Source organism: Ruegeria sp. C5, from assembly GCF_056537605.1.
Genome location: NZ_JBQFRX010000003.1, coordinates 544,643 through 567,910 on the forward strand (window position 1 = coordinate 544,643; position 23,268 = coordinate 567,910).

At 57.4% G+C, this 23,268-nt stretch carries 24 protein-coding genes and 1 tRNA gene; 16 read left to right on the plus strand and 9 right to left on the minus strand.

Features of this window, described 5'->3' with window-relative positions; translation table 11 throughout:
* The 3 genes from ACR0AW_RS14230 to ACR0AW_RS14240 are packed head-to-tail and all read right to left on the minus strand — an operon-like array spanning position 1 to position 3,003.
* Entirely contained in the window at positions 1–999 is a 999-nt protein-coding gene (locus ACR0AW_RS14230) for an ABC transporter substrate-binding protein (RefSeq protein ID WP_170732861.1), read from the minus strand.
* A complete protein-coding gene (locus ACR0AW_RS14235) occupies positions 978–2,345 on the minus strand; it encodes a sensor histidine kinase (protein WP_170732860.1) in 1,368 nt (455 codons plus the stop codon). The genes ACR0AW_RS14230 and ACR0AW_RS14235 overlap by 22 nt, the downstream gene beginning before the upstream one ends.
* A complete protein-coding gene (locus ACR0AW_RS14240; RefSeq protein WP_170391826.1) occupies positions 2,335–3,003 on the minus strand; it encodes a response regulator transcription factor in 669 nt (222 codons plus the stop codon). Before ACR0AW_RS14240 ends, ACR0AW_RS14235 begins: the two co-directional genes overlap by 11 nt.
* A gap of 108 nt (positions 3,004–3,111) precedes the next feature.
* Here ACR0AW_RS14240 and ACR0AW_RS14245 point away from each other — a divergent pair, with 108 nt between their 5' ends.
* The 5 genes from ACR0AW_RS14245 (at position 3,112) to ACR0AW_RS14265 (ending at position 8,098) form a co-directional block, all read left to right on the plus strand.
* A complete protein-coding gene (locus ACR0AW_RS14245) occupies positions 3,112–4,089 on the plus strand; it encodes a tripartite tricarboxylate transporter substrate-binding protein (RefSeq protein ID WP_170391824.1) in 978 nt (325 codons plus the stop codon).
* 66 nt (positions 4,090–4,155) lie between these two features.
* Positions 4,156–4,638, plus strand: a complete 483-nt coding sequence (locus ACR0AW_RS14250; protein ID WP_170401217.1) for a tripartite tricarboxylate transporter TctB family protein — start codon at positions 4,156–4,158, stop codon at positions 4,636–4,638.
* 1 nt (position 4,639) lies between these two features.
* The gene (locus ACR0AW_RS14255; protein ID WP_170391820.1) at positions 4,640–6,151 is read left to right on the plus strand and encodes a tripartite tricarboxylate transporter permease; all 1,512 of its coding nucleotides are present in this window, start codon (positions 4,640–4,642) and stop codon (positions 6,149–6,151) included.
* Positions 6,141–7,328, plus strand: a complete 1,188-nt coding sequence (locus ACR0AW_RS14260) for a CoA transferase (RefSeq protein WP_170732859.1) — start codon at positions 6,141–6,143, stop codon at positions 7,326–7,328. The genes ACR0AW_RS14255 and ACR0AW_RS14260 overlap by 11 nt, the downstream gene beginning before the upstream one ends.
* On the plus strand, positions 7,325–8,098 hold the full coding sequence (locus ACR0AW_RS14265; protein ID WP_170732858.1) for a citryl-CoA lyase: 774 nt from the start codon (positions 7,325–7,327) through the stop codon (positions 8,096–8,098). The genes ACR0AW_RS14260 and ACR0AW_RS14265 overlap by 4 nt, the downstream gene beginning before the upstream one ends.
* A 257-nt stretch (positions 8,099–8,355) precedes the next feature.
* Here ACR0AW_RS14265 and ACR0AW_RS14270 read toward each other — a convergent pair.
* Positions 8,356–8,429, minus strand: a tRNA-Cys gene (locus ACR0AW_RS14270).
* A 225-nt stretch (positions 8,430–8,654) separates the two neighbouring features.
* Between ACR0AW_RS14270 and ACR0AW_RS14275 the strand changes: the two genes are divergently transcribed.
* The 3 genes from ACR0AW_RS14275 (at position 8,655) to ACR0AW_RS14285 (ending at position 11,633) form a co-directional block, all read left to right on the plus strand.
* Positions 8,655–9,308, plus strand: a complete 654-nt coding sequence (locus ACR0AW_RS14275; protein WP_170512169.1) for a protein-L-isoaspartate O-methyltransferase family protein — start codon at positions 8,655–8,657, stop codon at positions 9,306–9,308.
* Positions 9,309–9,403: 95 nt separating this feature from the next.
* Complete coding sequence (locus ACR0AW_RS14280) at positions 9,404–10,822, plus strand: TolC family outer membrane protein (RefSeq protein WP_170391809.1); 1,419 nt, start codon at positions 9,404–9,406, stop codon at positions 10,820–10,822.
* 73 nt (positions 10,823–10,895) lie between these two features.
* The gene (locus tag ACR0AW_RS14285) at positions 10,896–11,633 is read left to right on the plus strand and encodes a hypothetical protein (RefSeq protein ID WP_170391807.1); all 738 of its coding nucleotides are present in this window, start codon (positions 10,896–10,898) and stop codon (positions 11,631–11,633) included.
* Positions 11,634–11,636: 3 nt separating this feature from the next.
* Here the strand turns inward: ACR0AW_RS14285 and ACR0AW_RS14290 are convergent, their stop codons facing one another.
* The gene (locus ACR0AW_RS14290; RefSeq protein WP_170732857.1) at positions 11,637–13,094 is read right to left on the minus strand and encodes a cobyric acid synthase; all 1,458 of its coding nucleotides are present in this window, start codon (positions 13,092–13,094) and stop codon (positions 11,637–11,639) included.
* Between the two features lie 60 nt (positions 13,095–13,154).
* Between ACR0AW_RS14290 and ACR0AW_RS14295 the strand changes: the two genes are divergently transcribed.
* Together ACR0AW_RS14295 and ACR0AW_RS14300 are read left to right on the plus strand one after the other, a co-directional pair.
* A complete protein-coding gene (locus tag ACR0AW_RS14295; RefSeq protein ID WP_480439205.1) occupies positions 13,155–13,349 on the plus strand; it encodes a hypothetical protein in 195 nt (64 codons plus the stop codon).
* 120 nt (positions 13,350–13,469) lie between these two features.
* On the plus strand, positions 13,470–13,724 hold the full coding sequence (locus ACR0AW_RS14300) for a hypothetical protein (protein ID WP_480439207.1): 255 nt from the start codon (positions 13,470–13,472) through the stop codon (positions 13,722–13,724).
* Positions 13,725–13,797: 73 nt separating this feature from the next.
* Here the strand turns inward: ACR0AW_RS14300 and ACR0AW_RS14305 are convergent, their stop codons facing one another.
* Positions 13,798–14,118: a DUF6280 family protein gene (locus tag ACR0AW_RS14305; RefSeq protein WP_008757056.1), complete on the minus strand. Its 321-nt coding sequence runs from the start codon at positions 14,116–14,118 to the stop codon at positions 13,798–13,800.
* 219 nt (positions 14,119–14,337) lie between these two features.
* On the opposite strand from ACR0AW_RS14305, the gene efp reads away from it, so the two are divergent.
* Entirely contained in the window at positions 14,338–14,901 is a 564-nt protein-coding gene (gene efp, locus ACR0AW_RS14310; protein WP_170391801.1) for an elongation factor P, read from the plus strand.
* A gap of 44 nt (positions 14,902–14,945) precedes the next feature.
* On the opposite strand, the gene ACR0AW_RS14315 is transcribed toward efp, so the two are convergent.
* Both ACR0AW_RS14315 and ygfZ read right to left on the minus strand, forming a co-directional pair.
* Positions 14,946–15,881: an ABC transporter transmembrane domain-containing protein gene (locus ACR0AW_RS14315; protein WP_170594898.1), complete on the minus strand. Its 936-nt coding sequence runs from the start codon at positions 15,879–15,881 to the stop codon at positions 14,946–14,948.
* 106 nt (positions 15,882–15,987) lie between these two features.
* Positions 15,988–16,725, minus strand: coding sequence for a CAF17-like 4Fe-4S cluster assembly/insertion protein YgfZ (gene ygfZ / locus ACR0AW_RS14320; protein WP_170594900.1), 738 nt, complete (start codon positions 16,723–16,725; stop codon positions 15,988–15,990).
* A gap of 73 nt (positions 16,726–16,798) precedes the next feature.
* On the opposite strand from ygfZ, the gene ACR0AW_RS14325 reads away from it, so the two are divergent.
* Positions 16,799–17,473, plus strand: coding sequence for a TIGR04283 family arsenosugar biosynthesis glycosyltransferase (locus tag ACR0AW_RS14325; RefSeq protein WP_170732856.1), 675 nt, complete (start codon positions 16,799–16,801; stop codon positions 17,471–17,473).
* 844 nt (positions 17,474–18,317) lie between these two features.
* Here ACR0AW_RS14325 and ACR0AW_RS14330 read toward each other — a convergent pair.
* A complete protein-coding gene (locus ACR0AW_RS14330; RefSeq protein WP_255611699.1) occupies positions 18,318–19,181 on the minus strand; it encodes a MurR/RpiR family transcriptional regulator in 864 nt (287 codons plus the stop codon).
* Positions 19,182–19,309: 128 nt separating this feature from the next.
* Here ACR0AW_RS14330 and ACR0AW_RS14335 point away from each other — a divergent pair, with 128 nt between their 5' ends.
* From ACR0AW_RS14335 to ACR0AW_RS14350, 4 genes are read left to right on the plus strand one after another with little or no spacing between them, the layout of a single operon-like run.
* Positions 19,310–20,101: an N-formylglutamate amidohydrolase gene (locus tag ACR0AW_RS14335; protein WP_170732855.1), complete on the plus strand. Its 792-nt coding sequence runs from the start codon at positions 19,310–19,312 to the stop codon at positions 20,099–20,101.
* Complete coding sequence (locus tag ACR0AW_RS14340; RefSeq protein WP_170420973.1) at positions 20,098–20,682, plus strand: TRAP transporter small permease subunit; 585 nt, start codon at positions 20,098–20,100, stop codon at positions 20,680–20,682. The genes ACR0AW_RS14335 and ACR0AW_RS14340 overlap by 4 nt, the downstream gene beginning before the upstream one ends.
* A complete protein-coding gene (locus tag ACR0AW_RS14345; RefSeq protein WP_170732854.1) occupies positions 20,679–21,998 on the plus strand; it encodes a TRAP transporter large permease subunit in 1,320 nt (439 codons plus the stop codon). The genes ACR0AW_RS14340 and ACR0AW_RS14345 overlap by 4 nt, the downstream gene beginning before the upstream one ends.
* Positions 21,999–22,049: 51 nt before the next feature.
* Positions 22,050–23,084 (plus strand): TRAP transporter substrate-binding protein, encoded by a 1,035-nt coding sequence (locus ACR0AW_RS14350; RefSeq protein WP_170391784.1) that lies wholly within the window; start codon positions 22,050–22,052, stop codon positions 23,082–23,084.
* Positions 23,085–23,268: the final 184 nt, after the last annotated feature.

Genomic DNA, 23,268 nt, shown 5'->3' on the forward strand with positions numbered 1-23,268 from the left:
TCATTTTTGAATAGCGGCACTTTCCCAGGCAGAAAGGAACTTTCTGCGCTTCAGCGCATCGAGGAACGTCAACAGCGCAGGGTCCAGCGCTATCGCTGCGCTTTCGGTCGTGGAGTCCTGCGTGTCCAGAAGTGGCAGTGCTGCCATTGATTCCGGATTCAGCGTGGTCAGGTGCCGGACAAAGGTTTCCGCTTCCTCCGGCAAGCGGCTTTTGCCAGTTACCATGGCGGTCCGCATCATCGTCGTCTGAAAATCCGAAGGCAGAATGATCTGAAGGGCATCCTTTCCTTCTGTTCGTACAGCCGCATAACTGCCAAGCACGTTGTAGGCCACCGCGATTGTACCATCCGCCAGGTCGTTAATCATGTCACCCGAACAACAATACAGCCGCACATCCAGGCCGCCCAAAACCTCCATCAAGCGCCAATAGGTTTCCGAGGCGCGGGCGTCCTGCGTGGCGAACAAATAGCCCAATCCCGACTGGCGCACGTCATAAGTGCCGACTTTGCCCCGAAAATCATCCGGGCGGGCGCGCAGCGCTTCGATCAGTTCCTGCCGCGTTTGCGGCATTGGTTGTCCTTCGAACGCGGTGCGGTTGACAACGATGGTTGCGGGTTCCGAAGTGAAGGCGAACAGGCTTTGATGCCATTGCGCCCAAGGGGGGTGCGGAAGATCGTTAAGCGCCAGCGCATATCCGTCATTCGCGAGCTTCAGTTGCAGGTCCATCGCGCTGGAAACGACAACGTCGAACGCCTCTGGCGTGGCTCGGACGCGTCGGTCGATATCGGCCGTGCCGGTCACCAAATATTCGACCGATATCGCTGGATTTTGGGCGACGAAATCCTCGATCAGCGGCGCAAACAGGGCGGTATCGGTGCTGGAAATGACCCGCAGTCGGGGGCCGTCGGCACTTTCGTTGAATATTTGTCGGTCTTCCCAATCCTGAGCCCCTGCGCCGCTGGCGAACAGGCATAGGATCAGAGTGACAAGATAACGCATGCGCCGCCCTCCGCTTTGTTTGACAGTACCAGCGTGCCGCCATGGGCGACCGCGACGTCCTGGGCAATGGTTAGCCCGAGGCCCGATCCGATGGTTCCTGCCGCGTTCTGACCACGTTCGAAACGTCTTGTGAGCGTTTCGATTTCATCGGGCGGAAAGCCTGGCCCCTGGTCACTGACCGTGATCCGGGCTGTGGGTGATCCTGCGACATCGATGACTACGGTACTGTCCGCTGGCGCATATTTAAGCGCATTGTCTACCATGTTCCGCACCGCATTTTGGATGAGGATGGGGTCGCCCGAATACATGACCTGCGGATCGCCGCTCAAAGCAAGCGAAAGGTCTTTCATTTCAGCGATGGGCGTCAATCGCTGGACAAGCTCTCGGATCAGAGTCACCAGATCGATATCCTCGCGCTCCAGATGGTCGGCGCGGAATGTGATCATGGCGTGATCCAGTAGTTGCCCCGCAGCCCGAGAGCTTTCGTCGATGGCGCGCATCATTGATCTTAACGCCTCGCGGTTGTCTTCTCTCTCGACCCGTTGCAGCGTCGCCTCGGCATAAGACCTCACCGTTGCCAGCGGGGTGCGGACCCTATGCGCGGCCTCGGCGATAAAGTCCTCGGATTGGCTGAGAGACTGGTCCAAGCGTCCCATAAGCGAATTCAGCGATGACACCAAAGGCGCCATTTCACGCGGTACTGGTTTTTTGAATGGGCTGAGATCTTGCGGTCCCCGACGGGTGACGGAAGTCGTTAATCTGTCGAGCTGACCAATGGTGGCCGAACTCACCCAGAAGGACAATACAGCCGCAAGTAAAAAGAACCCCAATCCCAAAAGGCCGGCATTGCGTGAGATTTGATCCAGCGTCTCCGACAGCGCATCTTGGGTCTGTCCCAAGGCCACTTCGATTTCTGTCTGATTTCCCAGCCCAACCAGTGTGCGGCTGGCACTGACCTGACGAACGTTTTCACCGCGCACTTCACCAAAGCGAAAGGTCCATTTTCCATCAGCGGGTCCTTGAGTTGGGGTCAGGTCTTCGTAGCCGGACAAGAACTCGCCATCCTGAAAAATCGCATAAAACACTCGGTCGTCCGACGGCGTGCTCAGCATGGAAAAGGCAGCATAGGGGATATCGACTTCAAGCTCGCCTCCACGCAGCGCCGCGGCGTCGAGGATCGAGGTGACTGAGGCACCCAGAATGTTGTCCTGACCTTGCTGGGCAACCTGAACTGCATAGTCGCGGACAGCAAAGAACAGCACAAGGGCCAGAATCGCGGCACCGCCGATTAGCGTTAGCGCAAGACGGTTTCGCAGTGATCCGGAAACGTTTGGATTAGTTGCCATGATCCAGCCTGTAGCCCAAACCGCGCAACGTTGTGATCCTGAGCTCCGATTTTTCCAGATGCTTGCGCAGTCGGCCGACATAGACCTCGATGGCATTGTCCGAAACATTGTCGTCGTAGGAGAACAACCGGTCCGCCAGCTTCTGCTTAGAAAACACCTGACCGGGGGCGTTGATCAGCAGTTCCAACAAGCGCAGTTCGCGGTTGCGAAGCGAGACGATGTCGTCGCCCACCGTCAAATGACCCGCAACCGGATCAAAGACGACGCCGCCAATTTCAATCGTCGTTTTGGTCTTGCCGGATTTGCGTCTCAGCACTGCGCGGCAGCGCGCCTCAAGTTCGGCATGGTCGAAGGGCTTGGTGACATAATCGTCCGCCCCAAGATCGAGTGAGCCGATTCGATCCGACACTTGACTGCGGGCGGTCAGAACGATGACAGGTGTGTCCAGATGGCTGGCGCGATGCCGTTTGAGGAAATCGCGCCCGTCCCCGTCGGGAAGCATGATGTCCAGCAGGATCAGGTCATACTCATCGATTTCAACAAAGGCCACAGCATCTTCTATTTTCTCTGCGTGATCAACCACATGCCCGTCCAGTCGCATGCGCGAACTTATGGCATTGGCGAGGTCCAGATTGTCTTCGACCAAGAGGAATTTCATCGGGATCCAATAGTAATTTCACCCATGACAGGTTGATGTCAGGTTGATGTGTTTAGGTTTCGAATAATCTGAGCCGCACTGCGGCCGGTTGTCAAACGGGAGGAATTCATGACGACAATCAAACTGGGCCGTCGCGCCCTGATCGCGGCTGTGACCGCTATTGGTCTGGCTGGACCGACTTTCGCTGAAGAGGTCGTAGATAGCATCCACTTTCTGATCCCCGGTGGCGCAGGGGGCGGCTGGGACGGCACTGCCCGTGGCACAGGTGAGGCGCTGACGAATGCGGGTCTCGTGGGAACTGCATCCTACGAAAACATGTCGGGCGGCGGCGGTGGTAAAGCCATCGGATATCTGATCGAAAACGCCGACAGCAACCACGGCACGCTCATGGTCAACTCGACCCCGATCGTGATCCGCTCTCTGACCGGAGTGTTCCCGCACAATTTCCGCGACCTGACACTGGTCTCGGGCACGATCGGTGATTACGCGGCGATTGTTGTGGGCAAAGACAGCCCCATCAATTCAATGGCGGACCTGCTAGCCGCGTATGACGCCGATCCAAGTACAACGGCCATCGGCGGTGGTTCTGTGCCGGGTGGGATGGACCATCTGGTCGCGGCGATGGTTATGGAAGCGGCAGGCAAGGACGCTTTGGGCGTGAAGTACATCCCCTATGATGCAGGTGGCAAAGCGATGGCCGCGCTTCTGTCCGGTGAGATTGCCGCGCTGTCGACCGGTTTCTCGGAGGCTGTCGATCTGGCGAATGCGGGTGAGGTGAAGATCATTGGCGTCACCGCGGAAGAGCGCGTGGATGCAGCCCCTGATGCGCAGACCATGAAAGAGCAGGGCATCGACACAACTTTCGTGAACTGGCGTGGGTTCTTTGCTGCTCCCGGTCTGCCAGAGGACAAGCTGGTCGCTTATCAAGAAGCCATCGCCAAGATGTATGACACACCTGAATGGGAAGAGGTCCGCGCCCGTAACGGTTGGGTGAACATCCACAACTCGGGTGCTGATTTCCAATCGTTCCTGGAACAGCAGGAAAAGCAGATCGGCGATCTGATGAAAAAGTTGGGTTTCCTGTAAGGATACCTCGGGCAGAGCGGGCAACCGCTCTGCCTCAACCAACAATAAATCAAAGGAGGGGGAAACATGGCGCTGGATCGCTGGATCGCGCTCGTTTTGCTGGGCATATGCCTGACATATGGCTACACCGCCTGGTTCACGATGGATGGCAGTCTGCCCCCCTTCATGCAGCGCAACCCCATTTGGCCGAGCACCTTTCCCAAGGTGCTGTCGATTTTGGGGATAATTGCCACAACGATTATTCTGCTGGGATTTGAAAAGGCTGAGCCCAAAGAGGCTGATATCGATTATCGGAGGCTGGGCGAATATCACCTGGGCCAGGCGCTGCTGTTGCTGGCTTTGATGGTTGCCTATGCGCTGTGCCTGCGTCCGGTTGGATTTCTGATCTCGACATCCGGGTTCCTGATCCTCGGTTCTTTCATTCTGGGCGAACGCAAATGGCACGTCATGCTGCCGGTTGCCGTAATCGCTACAGGTTCAGTCTGGTACCTCGTGCAAGAGGTTCTTGGCATCTACATGCGACCCTTGCCGGGCGTTTTCGGAGGCTGACATGCTTGAAGGATTGTTGATCGGCCTACAAACGGCATTCTCCATCCAAAACCTGTTGATGGTCATAGCGGGCTGTCTGATTGGTACATTCATCGGCATGCTGCCCGGTCTTGGGCCGATGTCGATTATCGCCATCATGATTCCGGTCGCCATTTCGATGGGCGATCCGTCCGCCGCATTGATCCTGCTTGCCGGTGTCTATTACGGCGCAATCTTTGGTGGCTCGACATCTTCCATTCTTCTGAACGCGCCGGGGGTCGCGGGAACCGTGGCCTCAAGCTTCGACGGCTATCCGATGGCTCGCCAGGGCAAAGCCGGGAAGGCGCTCACAGTTGCCGCTATCGCCAGTTTCGCCGGGGGTACGATAGGCGCGCTACTGCTGATGGTCTTTGCGCCTGCATTATCCTCGGTCGCACTGCTGTTCCACTCGGCTGAGTACTTTGCCTTGATGGTAGTGGGTCTATCCGCCATCGCCGCCTTTGCGGGAACCGGGCAGGTGGCCAAGGCAATTGTCATGACCATTCTCGGGCTGATCATGGCCACTGTCGGCGAGGGCGCGCTGTTCAACTTGCCGCGTTTCACGATGGGGATCATGGATCTGCAGTCCGGCTTTGGTTTCATCACGCTTGCAATGGCGATGTTTGCCCTGCCCGAAGCGCTGTTTCTGGTTCTCAAACCCAAGGACCTGCAAGGCGACGAAGGCGAAATCAAGGACCTGCGCATCACAGGATCCGAGGCAAAGGCCATCGCTCCGGTGGTTGGTCGCCAATCTGTGCAGGGTTTCTTTATCGGTGTGCTTCCGGGGGCAGGGGCAACGATTGCCAGTTTCCTTGGCTATGCGGTTGAACGCAATATTGCCCCGAAAGAAGAGCAGGAGGAGTTCGGCAAAGGCTCGATCAAAGGTCTGGCAGCACCCGAGACAGCTAACAATGCTGCCTGTACCGGTTCCTTTGTTCCGTTGCTGACGCTCGGCATTCCAGGTTCCGGAACTACGGCCATTTTGTTGGGCGCCCTGATCGCGCTGAATGTGACACCGGGTCCGCGCCTGATGATCGACGAGCCACAGGTATTCTGGGCTGTCATCATGTCGATGTTCATTGGCAATCTGGTGCTGCTGATCCTGAACCTGCCGTTGATCCCCTATATCGCCAAGGTGCTTGCAGTACCGCGCAACTATCTGATCCCGTTCATTTTGTTCTTCACCCTCATGGGGGCCTATATCGGGCAGAACAATGCCACGGAACTGCTGATATTGGTCGGCTTCGGCGTCTGCGCCACAGCACTGAAATTTGCCGATTACCCTCTGGCACCGCTGCTGATCGGTTTCATCCTTGGCGGCATGATGGAGGATAACTTCGCCCGTTCCATGCAGCTGTATGACGGCATCGCCTTTATCTGGGAACGTCCGATGACGCTGGGCCTGTTGGTGATTGCCCTCCTTCTGGTGCTGTTGCCCAGTTACCGCGCACGTCGCGCCAAGGCGCGAGCGGCAGGCGTGGCCGATGGCGACTGAGCCACTTTCAGGCATCCGGGTTCTTGACCTGACTAATGTCCTGGCCGGGCCGTATTGTTGCTACCAACTGGCCCTGATGGGGGCCGAAGTGATCAAGGTCGAACGCCCCGGCAGCGGAGATCTGGCCCGTGTGCTGGGGGCGGATCCTGATCGGAACAAGGCCGGCATGGGCATCAGCTTTCTGGCGCAGAATGCAGACAAGAAATCCGTGACTTTGGATATGAAGGCTGATCGGGGAAAGGCTCTGCTCAAGCGGCTGGTCAAGACTGCCGATGTGCTGGTCGAGAACTTCCGGCCCGGCGTGATGGACCGGCTTGGGCTGGGGTATCAGGTTCTGCGCGCCGAGAACCCCAGACTGATTTATTGTGCCATCAGCGGGTTTGGTCAGGATGGACCACGCCGGGATGACCCGGCCTATGACCAGATCGTGCAGGGGATCAGCGGTGTCATGTCAATCACAGGTGCGTCGGATACCGCGCCTTACCGGGTCGGCTATCCTCTGGCAGATACCGTCGGCGGGATGACGGCGGCCTTTGCCATAAGCGCGGCCTTGAATGCCAACCCGCGCGGGGCATTCCTTGATGTCGCAATGAACGAGGCGGTGGTTTCGACCATGGGGTGGGTGGTGTCCAACTATCTGGTCGGTGGCGTGACTCCTGCGCCGCATGGGAACGAAAACACAACCTCGGCCCCGTCCGGAACTTTCGCCACATCCGACAACCCTATAAATATCGCCGCCAATCGCGACGAACAATGGCATGCGCTCGCCCAACATCTGGGCCGCGCCAACCTTTTGACGCATCCGGACTACCTAACCCGCGAGGATCGCAAGACCAACCGGCATGAATTGCGTCAAGAGCTGGAACGCACGCTTTCTACCCGTCCATCCAGTGATTGGGTCCAAGAGTTGAATGCGTTGGGTGTACCGGCCGGGCCGGTTATGACGGTGCCGCAGGCTTTGTCCGACGATCAACTCTCAGGTCGCGGGCTGATTGGAACTCTGTCGGCGCACGGAGAGAGGTTACGCCTTGCGGGTAGCCCAGTGGTCATTGATGGCGCACGCTGCATGCCACGATCCGCACCACCGGATCTTGGGGCCGACAACCTCTCGATTTGGGCCGAGCTTGGACTGTCGGACGCAGAGATCGAAACGTTGCGACATGAGAGGGTGATATGAGCGATGTTGCCGATTGGTGGCGCACCGCCATCATCGATATGGAGCCCGGGCGCATTGAACTGCGTGGCCAGCCGATTCAAGACCTGATCGGCAATCTGGGTTTCGCTGAAATGATTTGGTTGATGGTGCGGGGTGACAGACCGACACCTGCGCAGGCTCGATTGTTCGAGGCCGCTTTGGTCGCCGCCGTGGATCACGGCCCGCAAGCCCCCTCGATCGCGGCTGCACGAATGGCGGTGACCTGCGGGCTGTCTCTTAACAACGCGATGGCGAGTGCTGTTAACATGCTGGGTGACATCCATGGTGGTGCCGGCGAGCAGGCGATGGAGCTTTATCACTTTGTAGACTCCCATGCCGAAGGCCCAGAACAGGCATTGGACGACTGGATCGCCGAACGCGGGAAGATACTGCCGGGTTTCGGGCATCGGTTCCATACACCGACGGACCCGCGCGCACCCCGGCTGATGGCCCTGGTTGCTGATGCAGTCGAACAGGACGCCTGCGAAGGTCGGTTCATGAAAGTCGGGCAAGCCGTGGAAACCGACCTGATGCGCCGGAAAGGCAAGCCGGTGCCGATGAATATCGATGGTGTCACGGCAGTGATCTATGCAGAGCTAGGCTTTGCCCCGCCATTGGCACGAGGCTTATTTTGCCTTTCGCGGTCGGTCGGCATTCTGGCCCATGCCTGGGAGCAGACCCAGCAAGGCGGACGCAACAAAGGCCCTACGCCGCCCCACTATCGCTGGACATATCTAGGCGATGGAAGTTGAGGTATGCCGCCTGTCGTTTCTCATGGCTTCGGATGCCTTTTATCCAGTTTCTGAAACACAGCGACATAGTTTGTGGCTAGAGCCTTCGCCTTGCGGCCAACACCGTCCAGAACTGCGTAGTACAGGAGCTGGATAATTTGGGTGAAGTGACGTCGCAGCTGACACAGGTAGGACTGGCGTAGCGTGTTGTCGTTTTCCAGAAAAATGCGCACAAGGCGGACAACGTAATCGCCCTAAGTCAATGATCTAGAGTGAATTGGAGGCGAGTACCGGAATCGAACCGGTGTACACGGATTTGCAATCCGCTGCGTCACCACTCCGCCAACTCGCCTTTTTAAGCAATATCAATAACTTGCCGTGGTGTGAGCGGCGTTCTATCAGCTTTCAGGATGAACGTCCATAGCCTTGAGGGCGATTATTTCTGTCTTGTTTGGAAATTTGACAATACCCCAATGGTACGTTTTTGCCGCGCCCGGAAATGCAATCTGGCCCGTTGCTGCAGGCAGGCGGATGTGGCAAAAGCCAGATAACAGTCTGATAAGGAATGAGCGATCACATGACAGATTTCGCAGCCCGGCGCCTTACGATGGTTGATACTCAGGTCAGGCCCTCGGATGTGACCAAGTTCCCTATCATTGATGCGATGCTGAGCGTTGCGCGCGAAAATTTCGTGCCGGATGCGCAACGTGAGGCAGCCTATGTTGGTGATCTGGTCGAGTTGGGTGATGGACGTTGTCTGCTTGAGCCCAGGACGCTGGCTAAGATGTTGGACGCAGTCAACATTTCCAATGATGAAGTGGTGCTGGATATCGCGCCGGGGCTGGGTTACTCAACCGCAATTGCCGCGCGAATGGCAGAGTTGGTTGTGGCAGTGGAATCCGACCCGGCATTGGCGGCTGAAGCTCAGACGCTTCTGATGGAAGCTGATGTAGACAACGCCATTGTTCATGAAGGACCGCTTGAACAAGGCGCGGTTGAGCATGGACCCTACGATGTGATCATGATTCAGGGTGGGGTCGAGCAGCTTTCAGACACTTTGCTGGATCAACTCAAGGATGGGGGCCGGATCATTTGCCTGTTCATGGAGGGTGATCTTGGCACGGTTCGTATGGGTCTCAAGTCCTCAGGCCGTGTCTCGTGGCGATTTGTGTTCAATGCTAGCGCACCGATTTTGCCCGCATTTTGCGCTGAGTGTGCATTTTCGCTATAGTTGGCAATAGAAGTATTTTGATGCCTTGATTACTTGAAAACACCGGCGCAAACTGCGCTGGTGGTTGCGTAATTTCGATTTGAGAGGACTTAGTTATGCGCGGGACGACGACAGGAAAGCTGGTCAAAGGCCTGACTTTGGCTGCTGGTGTTGCATTAAGTGTGATGCCCGGAAGGTCGGTTTGGGCAGATAATCTGACCGATGCATTCATCGGCGCGTATAACACCAGCGGCCTGCTTGAGCAGAACCGTGCCTTATTACGCGCAGCGGATGAAGATGTCGCCATTGCGCTCTCAGCGCTGCGTCCTATCATCAACTGGACCGTGCGGGTGAGCCGGGATTACACGCGCACCAACACGAGCAGCTTGATCACGACGCGCGAGCCTTCGAGCTTTTTTTCCGGTCTCACGCTGAGCCAGTTGATCTATGACGGTGGCGCTTCCATCCTTGGCAAGCAATCGGCGCAGGAAACTGTGCTATCCACCCGTCAGTCTCTTATTGATATTGAACAACAAATCCTGATCAGAGCCGCGAACGCCTATCTGGGTGTTCTGCTGCAGGAAGAGACGGTTGCGATCCGCCAGAACAACGTGGAAGTGTCGGCGGAAGAACTGCGCGCATCACAGGATCGCTTTGAAGTAGGTGAGGTTACACGTACAGACGTTGCCCTGTCCGAGGCACAATTGGCCAGCTCTCAGGCTGATTTGGCGGTCGCACGTGGTAACCTGAGCATTGCTCAGGCTGAATACGTAAACGCCGTTGGCAAGACACCTGGGCGGACGGCTGGTCAGCCAAGGCTGCCCAACCTGCCGCGTTCAGAGGCGGATGCGGTGAATTTGGCTCAGCGGAACCACCCTGCGATTCTTTCCGCACAGCATCAGGTGCGTGCGCTGGACCTGATCGTGCAGCAGCAGCGTGCAAATCTGGGTCCGAATGTCAGCCTGAATGCGGATGCGGGCATTACCGAGAGCTACGACAATGACGATTACATCAACGATGCGACGATCTCACTGAACTTCAATCAGCCGATCTATTCCGGTGGCGGTCTGGCGGCAGCGGTGCGTCGTGCGATGGCAACTCGTGATGCGTCGCGTGCCAACCTTCTGAACGTTCAGAAAGACATCACACAAGGTGTTGCCGATCGCTATGCTGCGTTTCAGGCGGCAACTGCAAGCCTGCGGGCGTCAACAGAACGGGTTCGTGCTTCGCAGGTGGCGTTTGACGGTATTCGTGAAGAAGCAACGTTGGGTGCACGGACGACCTTGGACGTCCTGAATGCCCAGCAGGATTTGCTGGACGCGCAATTGGCCGAGGTAGCATCCCGGACCGAGCGGTCGCGGGCTGCATATGAACTGCTGCAAGCCCAGGGGCTGTTGACGGCAGAGCGTTTGGGTCTTGCAGTGCAGATCTATGATCCGACCCTGTATTACAACCTCGTGAAAAAGGCGCCGTCGCAGGTCAGTAAGCAAAGCCGCGATCTGGATCGAGTGCTCAAGGCATTGCGCCGCGACTAAAGGGCATCGCTACCTGTTGTGGCGCTGGCTCAGATTGGCTACAATCGGGCCTAGGTTAGAGCGGTAGAAAATAATGTCAGATCGTGTTGTAAGCGCCAATATTCAGGACGTTCTTTCGTCGGTTAAGCGAATGGTCGACGAGGACGCGCATGACGAATCAGAATTCATATTTGTTCCGACGGCCCCGGCTGCCAAGCCGGGCCGGTTGGTTTTAACGGATGCGCTGCGCGTCAGCAATGAACCGCTGATCGCCAAGAAGGCCGCGCCCTTGAAACTGATGCCCCAGCATAGCGCGGGTGACAGTACCCCAAAGCAGGCCGCAAATGCACCAAGCAACCCTGCCGAACCGATGCGGCTGCAACCCAGCGATATTGTGCGCGCTGGTGATGTCGACGCCAAGGCAGACGCACCAAAGCGCGACCTAGCGGGAAGCCTCAGCGCCAAGATTGAAGCTTTGGAAGCTGCTATCGCGCGCACCGAGGATCAGTGGGAGCCCGATGGTGAGAGCGATGACGACTACTCTGGCACCAAGACGCAGGCTGTTGAATGGCCGGCAGACAGAGCTTTTGCGCAGTCTCAGGCGGCTGAACCAAAATCCGAAGCCACATTTATTCGCGACCCGGAGGTGGTGGAAGATATGGCACAGAAGCCGACCGATGTGACAATCGGAGAAGAGGAATTGCGCGAACTCGTCGCCCAGATCGTCCGGGAAGAGCTGCAGGGCGCGCTGGGCGAACGGATCACGAAAAACCTGCGCAAGATGGTTCGGCGTGAGATCACGCGGGCGATCGCCGCAGCGGATGTTGACTGAGGTCTAACTGGTGCGTGGCGTCTGCGCCATCGCGAGAAGCAGATCCAGATCCATATGCTGTTCCAGATGGTCGGCAAGGTCGTCCAGCACTTGTTCGACGCCGTCTTCGTAAGCTGTTTCTGATGTCACGCCAAGTTCTGCCAGATAGCTGGCGCGAAACGTGTCCGAGGTGAAAATCCCATGCAGATAGCTGCCGCGTATGCGCCCATTGGCGCTGGCGGCACCTTCCGGGCGACCTTCGATCTGCAGCCAGGCCCGAGCGCAATCCGGGCCATCAGTACGGCCCATGTGGATCTCATATCCGCTGACGGGTTCATGACCGGGCAGGGCGGTTGCTGAGCGCAGGATAACCTGCTTTTCTCCGGCCATTGTCGTGCTGACATCCAGCAATCCCAGCCCTTCGACCCGACCGGGGCGTCCATCGACGCCATCGGGGTCCGAGATGGTTTTGCCCAGCATCTGATAACCCCCGCACAGGCCCAGAACATGACCCCCGCGGCGGACATGGGCATAAAGGTCGATATCCCAACCCTGCGCCCGGAAATAGGCCAGATCGCCGATTGTAGACTTACTGCCCGGCAACAGCACCAGATCGGCATCTCCGGGCAGGGGGCGGCCTGCTGGGATGATCTCGACCGTAACGCCTGGTTCGGCGGAAAGCGGGTCGAGATCGTCGAAATTGGCCATCCGCTCAAGCTGAGGCACAGCGATCTTGCATGCCCCCCCGGTATGAGAGCGGATGTCCATCATGTCTTCTGCCGGCAGCTTCCATGCATCATGGAACCAGGGCACCACGCCCAGGCAGGGCCAGCCGGTCCGGGATGCGATATCGTCGCGCCCTTCATCGAACAGGGAGACATCGCCCTTGAAGCGGTTAATCGCAAAGCCCCGGATCATCGCAAGGTCCCCGGCCTCCAAGACGGCTTGCGTCCCCATGATCTGAGCGATCACGCCACCCCGATGAATGTCGCCCACCAGAACCACCGGAACCTGTGCGGCACAAGCAAATCCCATATTGGCGATGTCACCCTTGCGCAGGTTAGTTTCTGCCGGACTACCCGCGCCTTCGATCAACACCAGATCAGCGTCGCTGCAAAGCCTTTCAAAGCTTTCCAGAGCCGCACCCAGCAGCTTAGACTTGTCCTTGCGATAATCGCCCGCCTTCATTGTACCTGCGCGCTGGCCCTGAAGAATGATCTGCGCGCCGGTATCAGTTTCGGGTTTGAGCAGGATTGGGTTCATATCCGTATGCGTCGGTCGTTTGGCCGCCCGCGCCTGCAGGGCTTGCGCGCGCCCGATTTCGCCGCCGTTTTCCGTAACAGCGGCGTTGTTCGACATGTTCTGCGGCTTGAACGGAGCCACGCGCAACCCGCGTCGCGTATAGGCGCGGGCCAACCCGGCCACCAAAACCGATTTGCCGACATTGCTGCCGGTGCCTTGAATCATGATGGACCGCGCCATGGCCTGTCTCCTATGCTCGGGCGCAGATGACCTGATTTAAGGCCAAAGGAAAAGCCCCATATGAATACGCCTGCGCATCTTTTGATCGGTGCTGCTGTTTTTGCGCGCCCGGCCCGGGGGGCGACGCTATGGGCAGCTCTGTTTGGGTCCTTGTTGCCGGATTTGTCGCTATACCTGATGGCCGGCGTTTCGCTGCACATTCTGAACATCCCGGCACAGGTGGTGTTTGATCAGCTTTACTTTTCACCCGCGTAGCAAACCGTATTCGCCATCGATAACTCGTTCATTTTGTGGGGAGTGGCACTTGCACTCGGGCTGTGGCGCCGCTGGCACCTGGTGACTATTGGCGCATCCGCAGGGATACTTCATTTGGTGATGGATTTCTTATTGCACGCAGGCGATGGCCGACCACAGTTCTGGCCGATCAGTTCATGGGTCTTTCACAGTCCGATCAGCTATTGGGACAGCACACATCATGCGGCTTGGATCGCGCCGATCTCAGTGACGATTTGCATTGCCGCCTATGTGGTGCTTTGGCAGCGCGGCCTGTCGGTTTCGGCAAAACTGTTCTTTGCGCTGTTACTGGCGGCCGAGCTTTGGGTGGCGTGGCAATGGATCATGTATTTTTGATCTGACCAATCAGCCCAAAGAAAAACGCGCCCCGATGTCAGGGCGCGTTTTTTCAATCGGATGCGAGCGTCAATCAGGCCGCTTCGGCCTGCTGAGCCGCATTCCGGCGCTCGCTTTCTTCGCGGGACAGCGCGACAGACGTCCGTACGCCGCGACCAACAAATTCCATCAGCCCGCCAACAACCCGCTCATTGGGGTCGATGCCGGCGCACGATAGTACTTCGCGCCCATCGCGCGAACGCGCCCAACGGGCAATTTGTTCCGGTCCGTTGCCATACTTCTTGTCGTCGGCGATGGCATCATCCAGAGCAGCCAGTACAACGGCTGCGAAAAGTTTGCGTGCACGATTGCCTTGTTCGTTGTTAAAGGCAGTGCCGTCAACGAAATCTCTCATCTCGTCTTTCCTGTTTTTCTTGCTCTTGCAATTTTCGGCGTGACGGTCCTTATGACCTATTACATGCGATTCGGATACACCTAAAATGCATAGTTGCGTTGCGTCATTTGCATGGCTCGCTGCAGGTGCAGCACTAGGTTTCGTTGTCTTGTCAGGTGTGGTCACGCCAGATATAGGGACGAGAACTGACGCATCAACCGTTTGTGAAGGATTTAAGTCATGCCCAAGATAAATGGGAACGAAATTCGCCCCGGCAATGTGCTTGAGCATAATGACGGACTGTGGGCGGCGGTCAAAGTGGATCACGTAAAGCCCGGCAAAGGCGGAGCTTTTGCCCAGGTCGAGCTGCGCAACCTGCGCAATGGCTCAAAGCTGAACGAACGCTTCCGTTCGGCCGACAAAGTCGAACGCGTGCGCCTTGAGCAGAAGGATCAGCAGTTCCTGTACGAATCCGATGGCATGCTGGTGTTCATGGACTCCGAGACCTACGAGCAGATCGAACTGCCTTCGGAACTGCTGGGTGAGCGCCGCCCGTTTCTGCAGGACGGCATGACTATCGTTGTGGAGTTTTACGAAAGCGAGGCGCTGAACGCCACGCTGCCCCAAAAAGTGACCTGCAAGATCGTCGAGACCGAGCCGGTTGTGAAGGGTCAGACTGCGGCGAACTCGTTTAAGCCAGCGGTTCTGGACAATGGCGTCAAGGTCATGGTGCCGCCTTTTATCGGGCAGGATGAGATGATCGTAGTGAATACCGAGACCATGGAGTATTCCGAACGCGCGTAAGCGGACGATAGTTCGGTGCAAAAGGGTCGCTCTGCGGCCCTTTTTTAGGTCCGAATGCGATAGCGCTCGGGATGATCTCCAAACAGCTCCAGCATCAGTTCGTACTTGATGCGATTGGCGCTGACCTGTCGGTAGAACGCGATCAAGAAAGCGGTCGGGCCTTGAATGCGTCCGAGACCGCTTATCGCGGCCACGACGGTGCCGACATCGGTTTTACCCTGCAACACCAGCCAGCCGCCCAGCATCAGAATCCCAACAGTCCCTGCGCCATTGATGATACTCAGCAGGAACTTGGCCGAGAGTTTCCAGATGAACATCTTGCGGCGGGTCTCGAATATCTCGTCGAACTGTTTCTCAATCGCTCGCGATGCCGCCTCAATATCCTCGTGCGTCAAGCGGTCGGTCGCGCTGCGCAGGATTCGAACACGCTCGGCCACGAAGATGTTCACTTTTCGCTGAGAGGCCAGAACGATAATGATCTGCGGAACGATCATGGAAAGTGCGATCAAGCCCAGCCCCGGTTGGGTTGAGGAGATGTAGCCGATCACGCTGATCAATGTGCCGATTTGCACCACAGGATCGGAAAACGCACCGCCTGCGAACTTGCCCAGCTCTTCCGCCTCAGCAGATACGGCCGTTGTCATCGTGCCCGAACGAAGGTCTTGCCCCTCTTCGCTGAGATCGATTGATCGGGCAAGCAACCGTCCCCGGATCAGTCGGATGATGTCCTCGCCCAGCGTTCCAGAGCGATACCCGAGCACCCATTTCAACGTAAGGCTCAACAGGATGACGCCCATCATCCCGGCGCCCAGCAACAGCAGGCGATCCACTTCGATGCTATCAGATGTCAGGTGATTGACGATGTCGCGCTGGAACTCAAGCGGAGCGGCCGCCAGCGCAGCCACCGCCAATGACAGCAGAATAAGGATGATTTGCCGTCCGGCGCTGACACGCCATATCGCGGTATATAGGCGAAACATGCACGTATCCCGTTAGGCCAATTGCAGTCAGTGATACCGCGCGGCCCGGCCGCGTCAAATACGCAAACAGTTTCAAAAGAATGGGCGTGCCGGTTCAGCAACAAAATCAACCTGGCAGTTTTAGCGTCGCGCCACCTGCCTGCATCTCGTCCCCCGCGCGATCCAGCCGAAGGTATGCGATCGCCTTTCCGCCAGACTGTGTAAACAACACCCCGGCGGGTTTACCACTGGAGTGAATCTCGGTCCCGACCGGAGCGGTGCCCGCGATCTCGACAACGCGCAGACCTTTGCGTAACTCAGTCTTGTGCTTCATGCGCGCGGTGACCTCTTGTCCGACATAGCAGCCCTTCTTGAAGTCCAAGCCATTCAGCGCCTCGAACCCGGACTCAAGAATATAGCTGTCTGGCGTCAGTTCGATGCTGGTTTCGGGGATACAGTGACGGACGCGGATAGCATCCCAGTCCGTACCGTCATCACCTTCCGGAGCGGTAGAATAAGCGCGCCATCCCAGATCAGGATGCCGCGGGTCGGGTAGGGCGCCTTCGGGCGCGGGGCCGGTGCCGCGTTGTACGTTCAGGTCGGTCTGGTCGATGGTCACATCTGCACGCAGCTTGTACATCGTCAGTCGTTTGGCAAGCCCGTCGGCCAGCACTTCGGCCACATCCAGCAGCACCGACTCACCGTCTCGTTTGAGAAAGAAGTCAGCCAGGTACTTGCCCTGCGGGGTCAGAAGGGCGGCGTAGACCAGCCCGTCGTCCAGCCGCTGCACGTCATTTGTGATCAGCCCCTGCAGAAAGCTATCAGTATCGTTGCCGGTCAGGCGCAGAATGCGGCGATTGGACATGGGTTGATCCTCGTCAATTCGTCTGGCTTCGTGATATAGGAAATCGCGCTGCCATGACCAGAGGGTTTCAGACGTGTCCGCCCCGATCAGCATTGTGATTCCGACCCTTAACGCGGGGCATTCCCTGCCGGGAACGCTGCAGGCTTTGATGGAAGGGCTTCATTTAGGCCTGATCCGAGAGTTAATCGTGACCGATGGCGGCTCAGAGGATCCAACACTTGAGATGGCGGATGAAGCCGGAGCCATGATCGTAACAGGCCCGGCGTCAAGGGGAGGGCAGTTGCAAAGGGGGTGTGCCAAAGCATCTGGCGACTGGCTGCTAATCCTGCATGCCGACACCGAGTTGCAGTCAGGCTGGAGCGCCATCGTGGCAGAGCATCTGCGTTCGCACAGACCAGCAGCCTTCCGATTGCGGTTTCGCGTCAGTGGGATTGGTGCCCGCTGGGTTGCCGGTTGGGCCAACCTGCGTAGCAGAGTGTTTGGTTTGCCCTACGGCGATCAGGGGCTGTTGGTGCGTCGCAGGGAATATGACTCTGTCGGAGGATTCCCAGATCAGCCACTGATGGAGGATGTCGCCTTGATCCGCGCTTTGCCGCGCCCGGTGCTGTTGAAAGCAGACGCGGTTACGAGTGCGGAACGCTATATCCGTCAGGGTTGGTTTCGGCGGGGCGCGCGGAACCTTTGGACTCTGGCGCGGTACTTTCTGGGGGCTGATCCGCATCTGCTGGCGCAGTCGTATCGGCGTTGAAGGCTGTGCGTAGCTCAACGATGGATTTGCCCAGACGGAACGGTGCAGCAAAACTTACCAGACATAGGGCAATGATCTGCAGTACCAAAATATGCGCATTCGCCTGCAGATATTCCCATTCATCCTTGAGCTTGCCGACCTGTTCGATCAGATCGTCATAGCTTTGGGCCAGGATCAGATAATCACCAGCAATCGCAGGCACCTTGCGCCGCATGTTGTCAATTGCGGTTTGTGTATCATCGTCCAGAGATGTGAAGACGAGAAATTGATCGATGCTGAAGGCATCCGCTTTCGCGGCCATCTCGCGGGCCTCATCCATGTCATCACTCGACGTGCGGCCGAATAGAAAATGCAGGCCTTGAAGCGGGGCTACTTCGTTCGTGACCGCGATAAACAACGGTAAATCGGCATTGCTTGCGGTTGAGGCGGACAGAAACTCTACCTTTTCGCACAAAACAGCTGTATCCGGGTCGTAAGCGGGGTCACAGAACCTCAGCCGAAACCGCGCGGCATCACGGTCGAATGCAAGCGTGGCGGCATAAGCAACGTCGATCTGCCGGTCCAGCCGCGAACTGTCCGAGGTGTAAAGCCCGGCCAACACGGCGACCAGTGCACCGATCCCACCCAATACGACCCAGACCAGATCCGCCAGTTTCCACGCCCGATGCCCTGCAGGTTTGCGGAACAGAAATCCTGTGCCAAACAGGCCGATCATAAAGGCCAGTATCAGCAGAGGTAATTGGTTTTCAGCGATGAATGTCATACGCCGGAGTGTACGGTCTGCGCAGCATCTGACAACAGGGCTCACGCGCAGTTGTACCTTATGAAACGTCGCTACCTGACGTCAGGACCCCGAGCTTTGGCCGAACTTGCGAAACAGCTTCGTCCGGTCAAAGGCCTGCTCTAACTCGTCCGTGCGCTGCTTGACACTGTCCCAGAGACGTTCCTGCATTTCGGCAATGGCGCATTCCAATAGCACCATCAGCGAAGTCATGGAATCCCAGGCCGAAGGCACTGCGATCCTTACCGCAAAGGTGTGTTTGGCCAGCCGGTGGATGGGGGATCGCCATTGATCCGTCAGCAGGACAACCTCGGCCCCGCGTTCATGGCAAAGCTGTCCGATCAGCAAAGTGGTGTTCTCATAGCGCCGCACATCCAAGGCCACCAGCACGTCGCCTTCGCGCACTTCGAGCAGATCGTGAGTCCACGACGCTGCATCTGACAGCAGCTTCACATCAGGACGGATCATCTGCAGGTGGAGGTAGAGATATTGCGCCAGGGTCCCGGTTATGCGTCCGCCGGTGATGAAAACACGCCGTTTGGGATCGCAAAGCATACGGCAGAAACTGTCAAACTCATCCGGGTCGACCTCATCAATCGAACGCCGCTGGTTCTCAAGCGCTTGGCGGGAGTAGCGGTTGAGAATGTGTTCTTCAGGTAAGTCATTCTGCCAGACATCCCGTTTGGCGACGGGCCCCGAGATCATCTCTTTCACTTCGCTGCGTATCGCGGACTGAAACTGCGGATAGCCATCAAAGCCGGTTTTCTGAAGCATCCGCGCAACCGTGGCGGTGGAAACCGAGGCGATACTGGCCAGCTCGGTAATGCTGCCAAGCCCTGCCATGGGGTAATCATCCAGCAGCACGTTGACCAACTGCCGCTCGGTCGGTGTCATCATTTCGCGATGCGCAAGGAGCCTTTCTGTCACTCGCACGGAATACTCCTTTCCCTTTCTACCCATGTTTATGTGGAAAATTTGACAATGCAATCTGACTTGGGGAATTTTATACAGGAAATTTATTGACAGGTTAAGAACCTCTGTGGAATTTTTTCCAGATGGAATCACGTAGCGCCACTCTCACCTCTGCTCAGCTTGATTTCGGTCCTGTCGTTCACATCGACGACGCGCCGGAGGAGCCTTCGGTTGTGGTGGTGTGCGAACACGCCTCGCATCGTATCCCGGACGGACTGGGGGACATGGGGCTAAGTGCCGAGGCACTGCGCAGCCATATCGCGTGGGACCCGGGCGCGCTGCCGGTTGCTCAGGCACTGGCTCAGCAGTTGAACGGCGTGCTGGTGCATGGCGGGGTGTCGAGGCTGGTTTATGACTGCAACCGCCCTCCCGAAGCCCCCGATGCTATGCCGGAATGCAGTGAAGACACACCGATCCCGGCGAACCTTGAACTGAGCGCCAATGCGCGTCAGCAGCGGATCGAAGGCGTTTATGTACCGTTTTGCCAAGGGCTAGAGGATGTTCTGATCCGCCATCACCGCACGCTAAAACTCATGGTGACGGTTCATAGTTTCACGCCGATATACCGCGGAAAGCCGCGCGATGTTGAGCTTGGTTTGCTGCATGGCCAGGACGCCCGCTTTGCCAAGGCGATGTTGGCCAGCGCCGCGCACGAGCTGCCCCTGGTTACTCGATTGAACGAACCCTATTCGGCGGCAGACGGGGTGGCGCACACTTTGGATCTTCACGCAGCGCCCAACGGATTGTTGAACGTCATGATCGAGATCCGGAATGATCTGATTCAGACAGCCGAGCAGCAGCGGGTCATGGCCAATTGTCTGGCCCCGTGGATCAATCGTACCATTGCTCCGTTCTGTAGCGGGGTGGGCGAATGATCAAGGCAATGTCAGCATATGTGCGTGTGGTCGATGCGGTGAACTACCGGATCGGGCGGGTCATGATGTGGGGCCTGTTCGTGATGATGGGTATCCTGCTGTGGTCCTCGATCTCGAAGACCTTCTTTCTGCCTTCGCTCTGGACGCTAGAAATGGCGCAGTTTGCGATGGTGACTTATTACATCATGGGGGGGCCGTATTCGATCCAACTGGGTTCGAACGTGCGAATGGATCTGTTTTACCATAATTGGAGCCATCGCCGGAAAGCCTGGTTCGATGCCTTCACGGTGCTGCTGCTGATCCTTTATCTGGGTGTACTGTTCTACGGTGGGCTTGGATCCACGGCGTACAGCCTGGGCTATTGGGGTGATGAGCCTGTCGCCTATTTCACAGGCCTGCTAACCGGCAGCGAAGAGGTCGGACGGCTTGAACGATCCTCCACCGCGTGGCGGCCATACATCTGGCCGGTCAAGGCGATCATGGTCTTCGGCTTCTTCCTGATGCTGCTGCAGGCGATATCAGAATTTTTCAAAGACATTGCGCGGATCAACGGGCAAGAGATCGGGGCAGCGCGGGCATGAGCCAGGAATTTATCGCAATCTTCATGTTCGCTTCGATGATGCTGATGCTGTTCACCGGGCAGCGCGTCTTTGGTGCCATTGGTGCCGTCGCAGCCATTGCGGCACTGGCGCTCTGGGGGACAGGCGGGCAGGACATTCCGTTTTCGGCGGCGATGAAGCTGATGAAATGGTACCCGCTGCTGACCCTGCCGATGTTCATCTTCATGGGCTATGTCCTGAGCGAAAGTCGTCTGGCCGATGACCTCTATCGCATGTTCCACGTCTGGATGGGGCCGGTGAACGGTGGGCTTGCCATCGGCACCATCGGTCTGATGGTGCTGGTCTCGGCCATGAACGGGCTTAGCGTGGCCGGTATGGCCATCGGGGCGACGATTGCGCTGCCTGAACTGCTGCGGCGCGGATACGACAAGACCATGGTGACGGGGGTCATTCAGGCCGGGTCGAGCTTGGGCATCCTTGTGCCGCCCTCGGTAGTTCTGGTGCTTTATGCCATGATCGCGCGGCAACCCGTCGGTCAACTTTGGCTGGCAGGCATTGTGCCGGGGCTGCTGATGGCGTCTTTGTTCATCCTCTACATCTGGATTCGTTGCCGGCTTCAGCCGCATCTGGGACCAGCGATGGAAGACGCGCACGAGGTCCCAAGGTCCGAGAAACTCCGTCTGCTCTGGGCCGGGGCACTGCCATTGATGATTTTCGCTGCGATGATGCTGCCGTTCGTGAACGGTTGGACCTCATTGGTAGAAAGTTCGGCCATCGGAGCGTTGGCGGCGCTTGGGGCGTCAGTCCTCAAACGTCGGATGACGTGGAAGATTTTCGAGGACTGTACCAAGCAAACCTTGGCCATCTCGTGCATGTTCATGTGGATCATCCTTGCGGCGCTGGGCTTCGGCGCGGTGTTTGACGGGCTGGGCGCGGTCAAGGCCATCGAGAACCTGTTCACCGAGCAGTTGGGGCTGTCACCGTGGCTGATCCTGATCCTGATGCAGCTCAGCTTTATCATCATGGGCACGTTCCTGGACGACACCGCAATGCTCGTCATCGTAGCGCCGCTCTATGTGCCGCTCGTGGGGGCGCTTGGCTTCGATCTGATCTGGTACGGTGTACTTTACACCATCACCACCCAGATCGCGTATATGACGCCGCCTTTCGGCTACAACCTATTCCTGATGCGCGCAATGGCTCCGCCAGAAATCAGTCTGCGGGACATTTACCGCTCAATCGTGCCCTTTGTCGGGGTGATGATCCTGGCGCTCGCAATAATCATGATATTCCCCGAGATCGCCTTGTGGCTGCCCGGGTATGTTTACGGAAATTAACCAGAAGGCCCGACACACGGGCACCCAAACTTAAACGGAGAGGAAATTGACATGACGACAAGACGTAAGTTTCTGAAAACTGCGGGGGTAGGGGTTGCGGCGGCACCTTTGGCAACGCCTGCACTGGCGCAAAGCACGATCACATGGCGGATGCAGACATATGCCGGTCCTGCACTGGCCGAGCATGTGATCGACCCGGCTATCAAGATGTTCAACCAGATCGCCGGTGACCGTATGCAGATCGAGCTGTTCTACGCCGATCAACTGGTCCCGACCGGAGAGCTGTTCCGCGCTATGCAGAAGGGAACCATCGACGCAGTTCAATCGGATGATGACTCGATGGCCTCGCCCACCGAAGTCACTGTTTTCGGCGGCTACTTCCCGTTCGCTTCGCGCTATTCGCTGGACGTACCGGTGCTGTTCAACCAGTGGGGCTTGAACGAAATCTGGGACGAAGAGTATTCGAAGGTTGGCGTTAAACACATCAGCGCCGGCGCGTGGGATCCGTGTCACTTTGCGACCAAGGATCCGATCAATTCGCTGGAGGATATGAAGGGCAAACGCATCTTCACCTTCCCGACAGCAGGCCGGTTCCTCAGCCAGTTTGGCGTGGTACCCGTCACACTGCCGTGGGAAGACATCGAAGTTGCAGTTCAAACCGGCGAGTTGGACGGTATTGCCTGGTCGGGCATCACCGAAGACTACACCGTGGGTTGGGCGGATGTGACTAACTACTTCCTAACCAACAACATTTCGGGGGCCTGGGCCGGCCACTTCTTTGCCAATATGGATCGCTGGAACGAGCTACCGGAAGATCTGCAAACTCTGTTCAAGGTCTGCTGTGACCAGTCGCACTACTACCGCCAGTGGTGGTATTGGGGCGGCGAAGCCAACCTGCGGGTTAACGGTACCAAGATGCAATTGACGACCATCCCGGATGAAGAGTGGGCGACGGTTGAAGAAGCTGCTGTTAAGTTCTGGGACGAAATTGCTGCGGAATCCGAGACCAAGGCAAAGGTCGTGGATATCTTCAAGCGCTACAACGCCGAAATGCTCAAGGCCGGGCGGCCCTATCGTTACGGATAAAATACTTGACCGGCCCGTTCTTTCGCGGGCCGGTCGTTACAGGGACAAAGAATTTTCGTCGAAAATTCTCGCATATCACAGAGGTATTGCATGCTGACATTTGAGCATTTGAAGGCTGAGGTTTCGTCTGGCGAGATTGATACGGTATTGGTTTGTCTGGTTGACCTTCAGGGCCGTTTGATGG

What these genes read in the sequence shown, in the direction of transcription:
- ACR0AW_RS14290 (WP_170732857.1), bottom strand. Translation starts at nt 13,094, where the DNA reads ATGGCGCGGTCCATCATGATTCAAGGCACCGGCAGCAATGTCGGCAAA.
- ACR0AW_RS14235 (WP_170732860.1), bottom strand. Translation starts at nt 2,345, where the DNA reads ATGGCAACTAATCCAAACGTTTCCGGATCACTGCGAAACCGTCTTGCG.
- ACR0AW_RS14345 (WP_170732854.1), top strand. Translation starts at nt 20,679, where the DNA reads ATGAGCCAGGAATTTATCGCAATCTTCATGTTCGCTTCGATGATGCTG.
- ACR0AW_RS14300 (WP_480439207.1), top strand. Translation starts at nt 13,470, where the DNA reads ATGGATTTCTTATTGCACGCAGGCGATGGCCGACCACAGTTCTGGCCG.
- ACR0AW_RS14280 (WP_170391809.1), top strand. Translation starts at nt 9,404, where the DNA reads ATGCGCGGGACGACGACAGGAAAGCTGGTCAAAGGCCTGACTTTGGCT.
- ACR0AW_RS14275 (WP_170512169.1), top strand. Translation starts at nt 8,655, where the DNA reads ATGACAGATTTCGCAGCCCGGCGCCTTACGATGGTTGATACTCAGGTC.
- ACR0AW_RS14340 (WP_170420973.1), top strand. Translation starts at nt 20,098, where the DNA reads ATGATCAAGGCAATGTCAGCATATGTGCGTGTGGTCGATGCGGTGAAC.
- ACR0AW_RS14315 (WP_170594898.1), bottom strand. Translation starts at nt 15,881, where the DNA reads ATGTTTCGCCTATATACCGCGATATGGCGTGTCAGCGCCGGACGGCAA.
- ACR0AW_RS14335 (WP_170732855.1), top strand. Translation starts at nt 19,310, where the DNA reads ATGGAATCACGTAGCGCCACTCTCACCTCTGCTCAGCTTGATTTCGGT.
- ACR0AW_RS14350 (WP_170391784.1), top strand. Translation starts at nt 22,050, where the DNA reads ATGACGACAAGACGTAAGTTTCTGAAAACTGCGGGGGTAGGGGTTGCG.
- ACR0AW_RS14240 (WP_170391826.1), bottom strand. Translation starts at nt 3,003, where the DNA reads ATGAAATTCCTCTTGGTCGAAGACAATCTGGACCTCGCCAATGCCATA.
- ACR0AW_RS14245 (WP_170391824.1), top strand. Translation starts at nt 3,112, where the DNA reads ATGACGACAATCAAACTGGGCCGTCGCGCCCTGATCGCGGCTGTGACC.
- ACR0AW_RS14255 (WP_170391820.1), top strand. Translation starts at nt 4,640, where the DNA reads ATGCTTGAAGGATTGTTGATCGGCCTACAAACGGCATTCTCCATCCAA.
- ACR0AW_RS14295 (WP_480439205.1), top strand. Translation starts at nt 13,155, where the DNA reads ATGAATACGCCTGCGCATCTTTTGATCGGTGCTGCTGTTTTTGCGCGC.
- efp (WP_170391801.1), top strand. Translation starts at nt 14,338, where the DNA reads ATGCCCAAGATAAATGGGAACGAAATTCGCCCCGGCAATGTGCTTGAG.
- ACR0AW_RS14260 (WP_170732859.1), top strand. Translation starts at nt 6,141, where the DNA reads ATGGCGACTGAGCCACTTTCAGGCATCCGGGTTCTTGACCTGACTAAT.
- ACR0AW_RS14305 (WP_008757056.1), bottom strand. Translation starts at nt 14,118, where the DNA reads ATGAGAGATTTCGTTGACGGCACTGCCTTTAACAACGAACAAGGCAAT.
- ACR0AW_RS14250 (WP_170401217.1), top strand. Translation starts at nt 4,156, where the DNA reads ATGGCGCTGGATCGCTGGATCGCGCTCGTTTTGCTGGGCATATGCCTG.
- ACR0AW_RS14265 (WP_170732858.1), top strand. Translation starts at nt 7,325, where the DNA reads ATGAGCGATGTTGCCGATTGGTGGCGCACCGCCATCATCGATATGGAG.
- ygfZ (WP_170594900.1), bottom strand. Translation starts at nt 16,725, where the DNA reads ATGTCCAATCGCCGCATTCTGCGCCTGACCGGCAACGATACTGATAGC.
- ACR0AW_RS14230 (WP_170732861.1), bottom strand. Translation starts at nt 999, where the DNA reads ATGCGTTATCTTGTCACTCTGATCCTATGCCTGTTCGCCAGCGGCGCA.
- ACR0AW_RS14285 (WP_170391807.1), top strand. Translation starts at nt 10,896, where the DNA reads ATGTCAGATCGTGTTGTAAGCGCCAATATTCAGGACGTTCTTTCGTCG.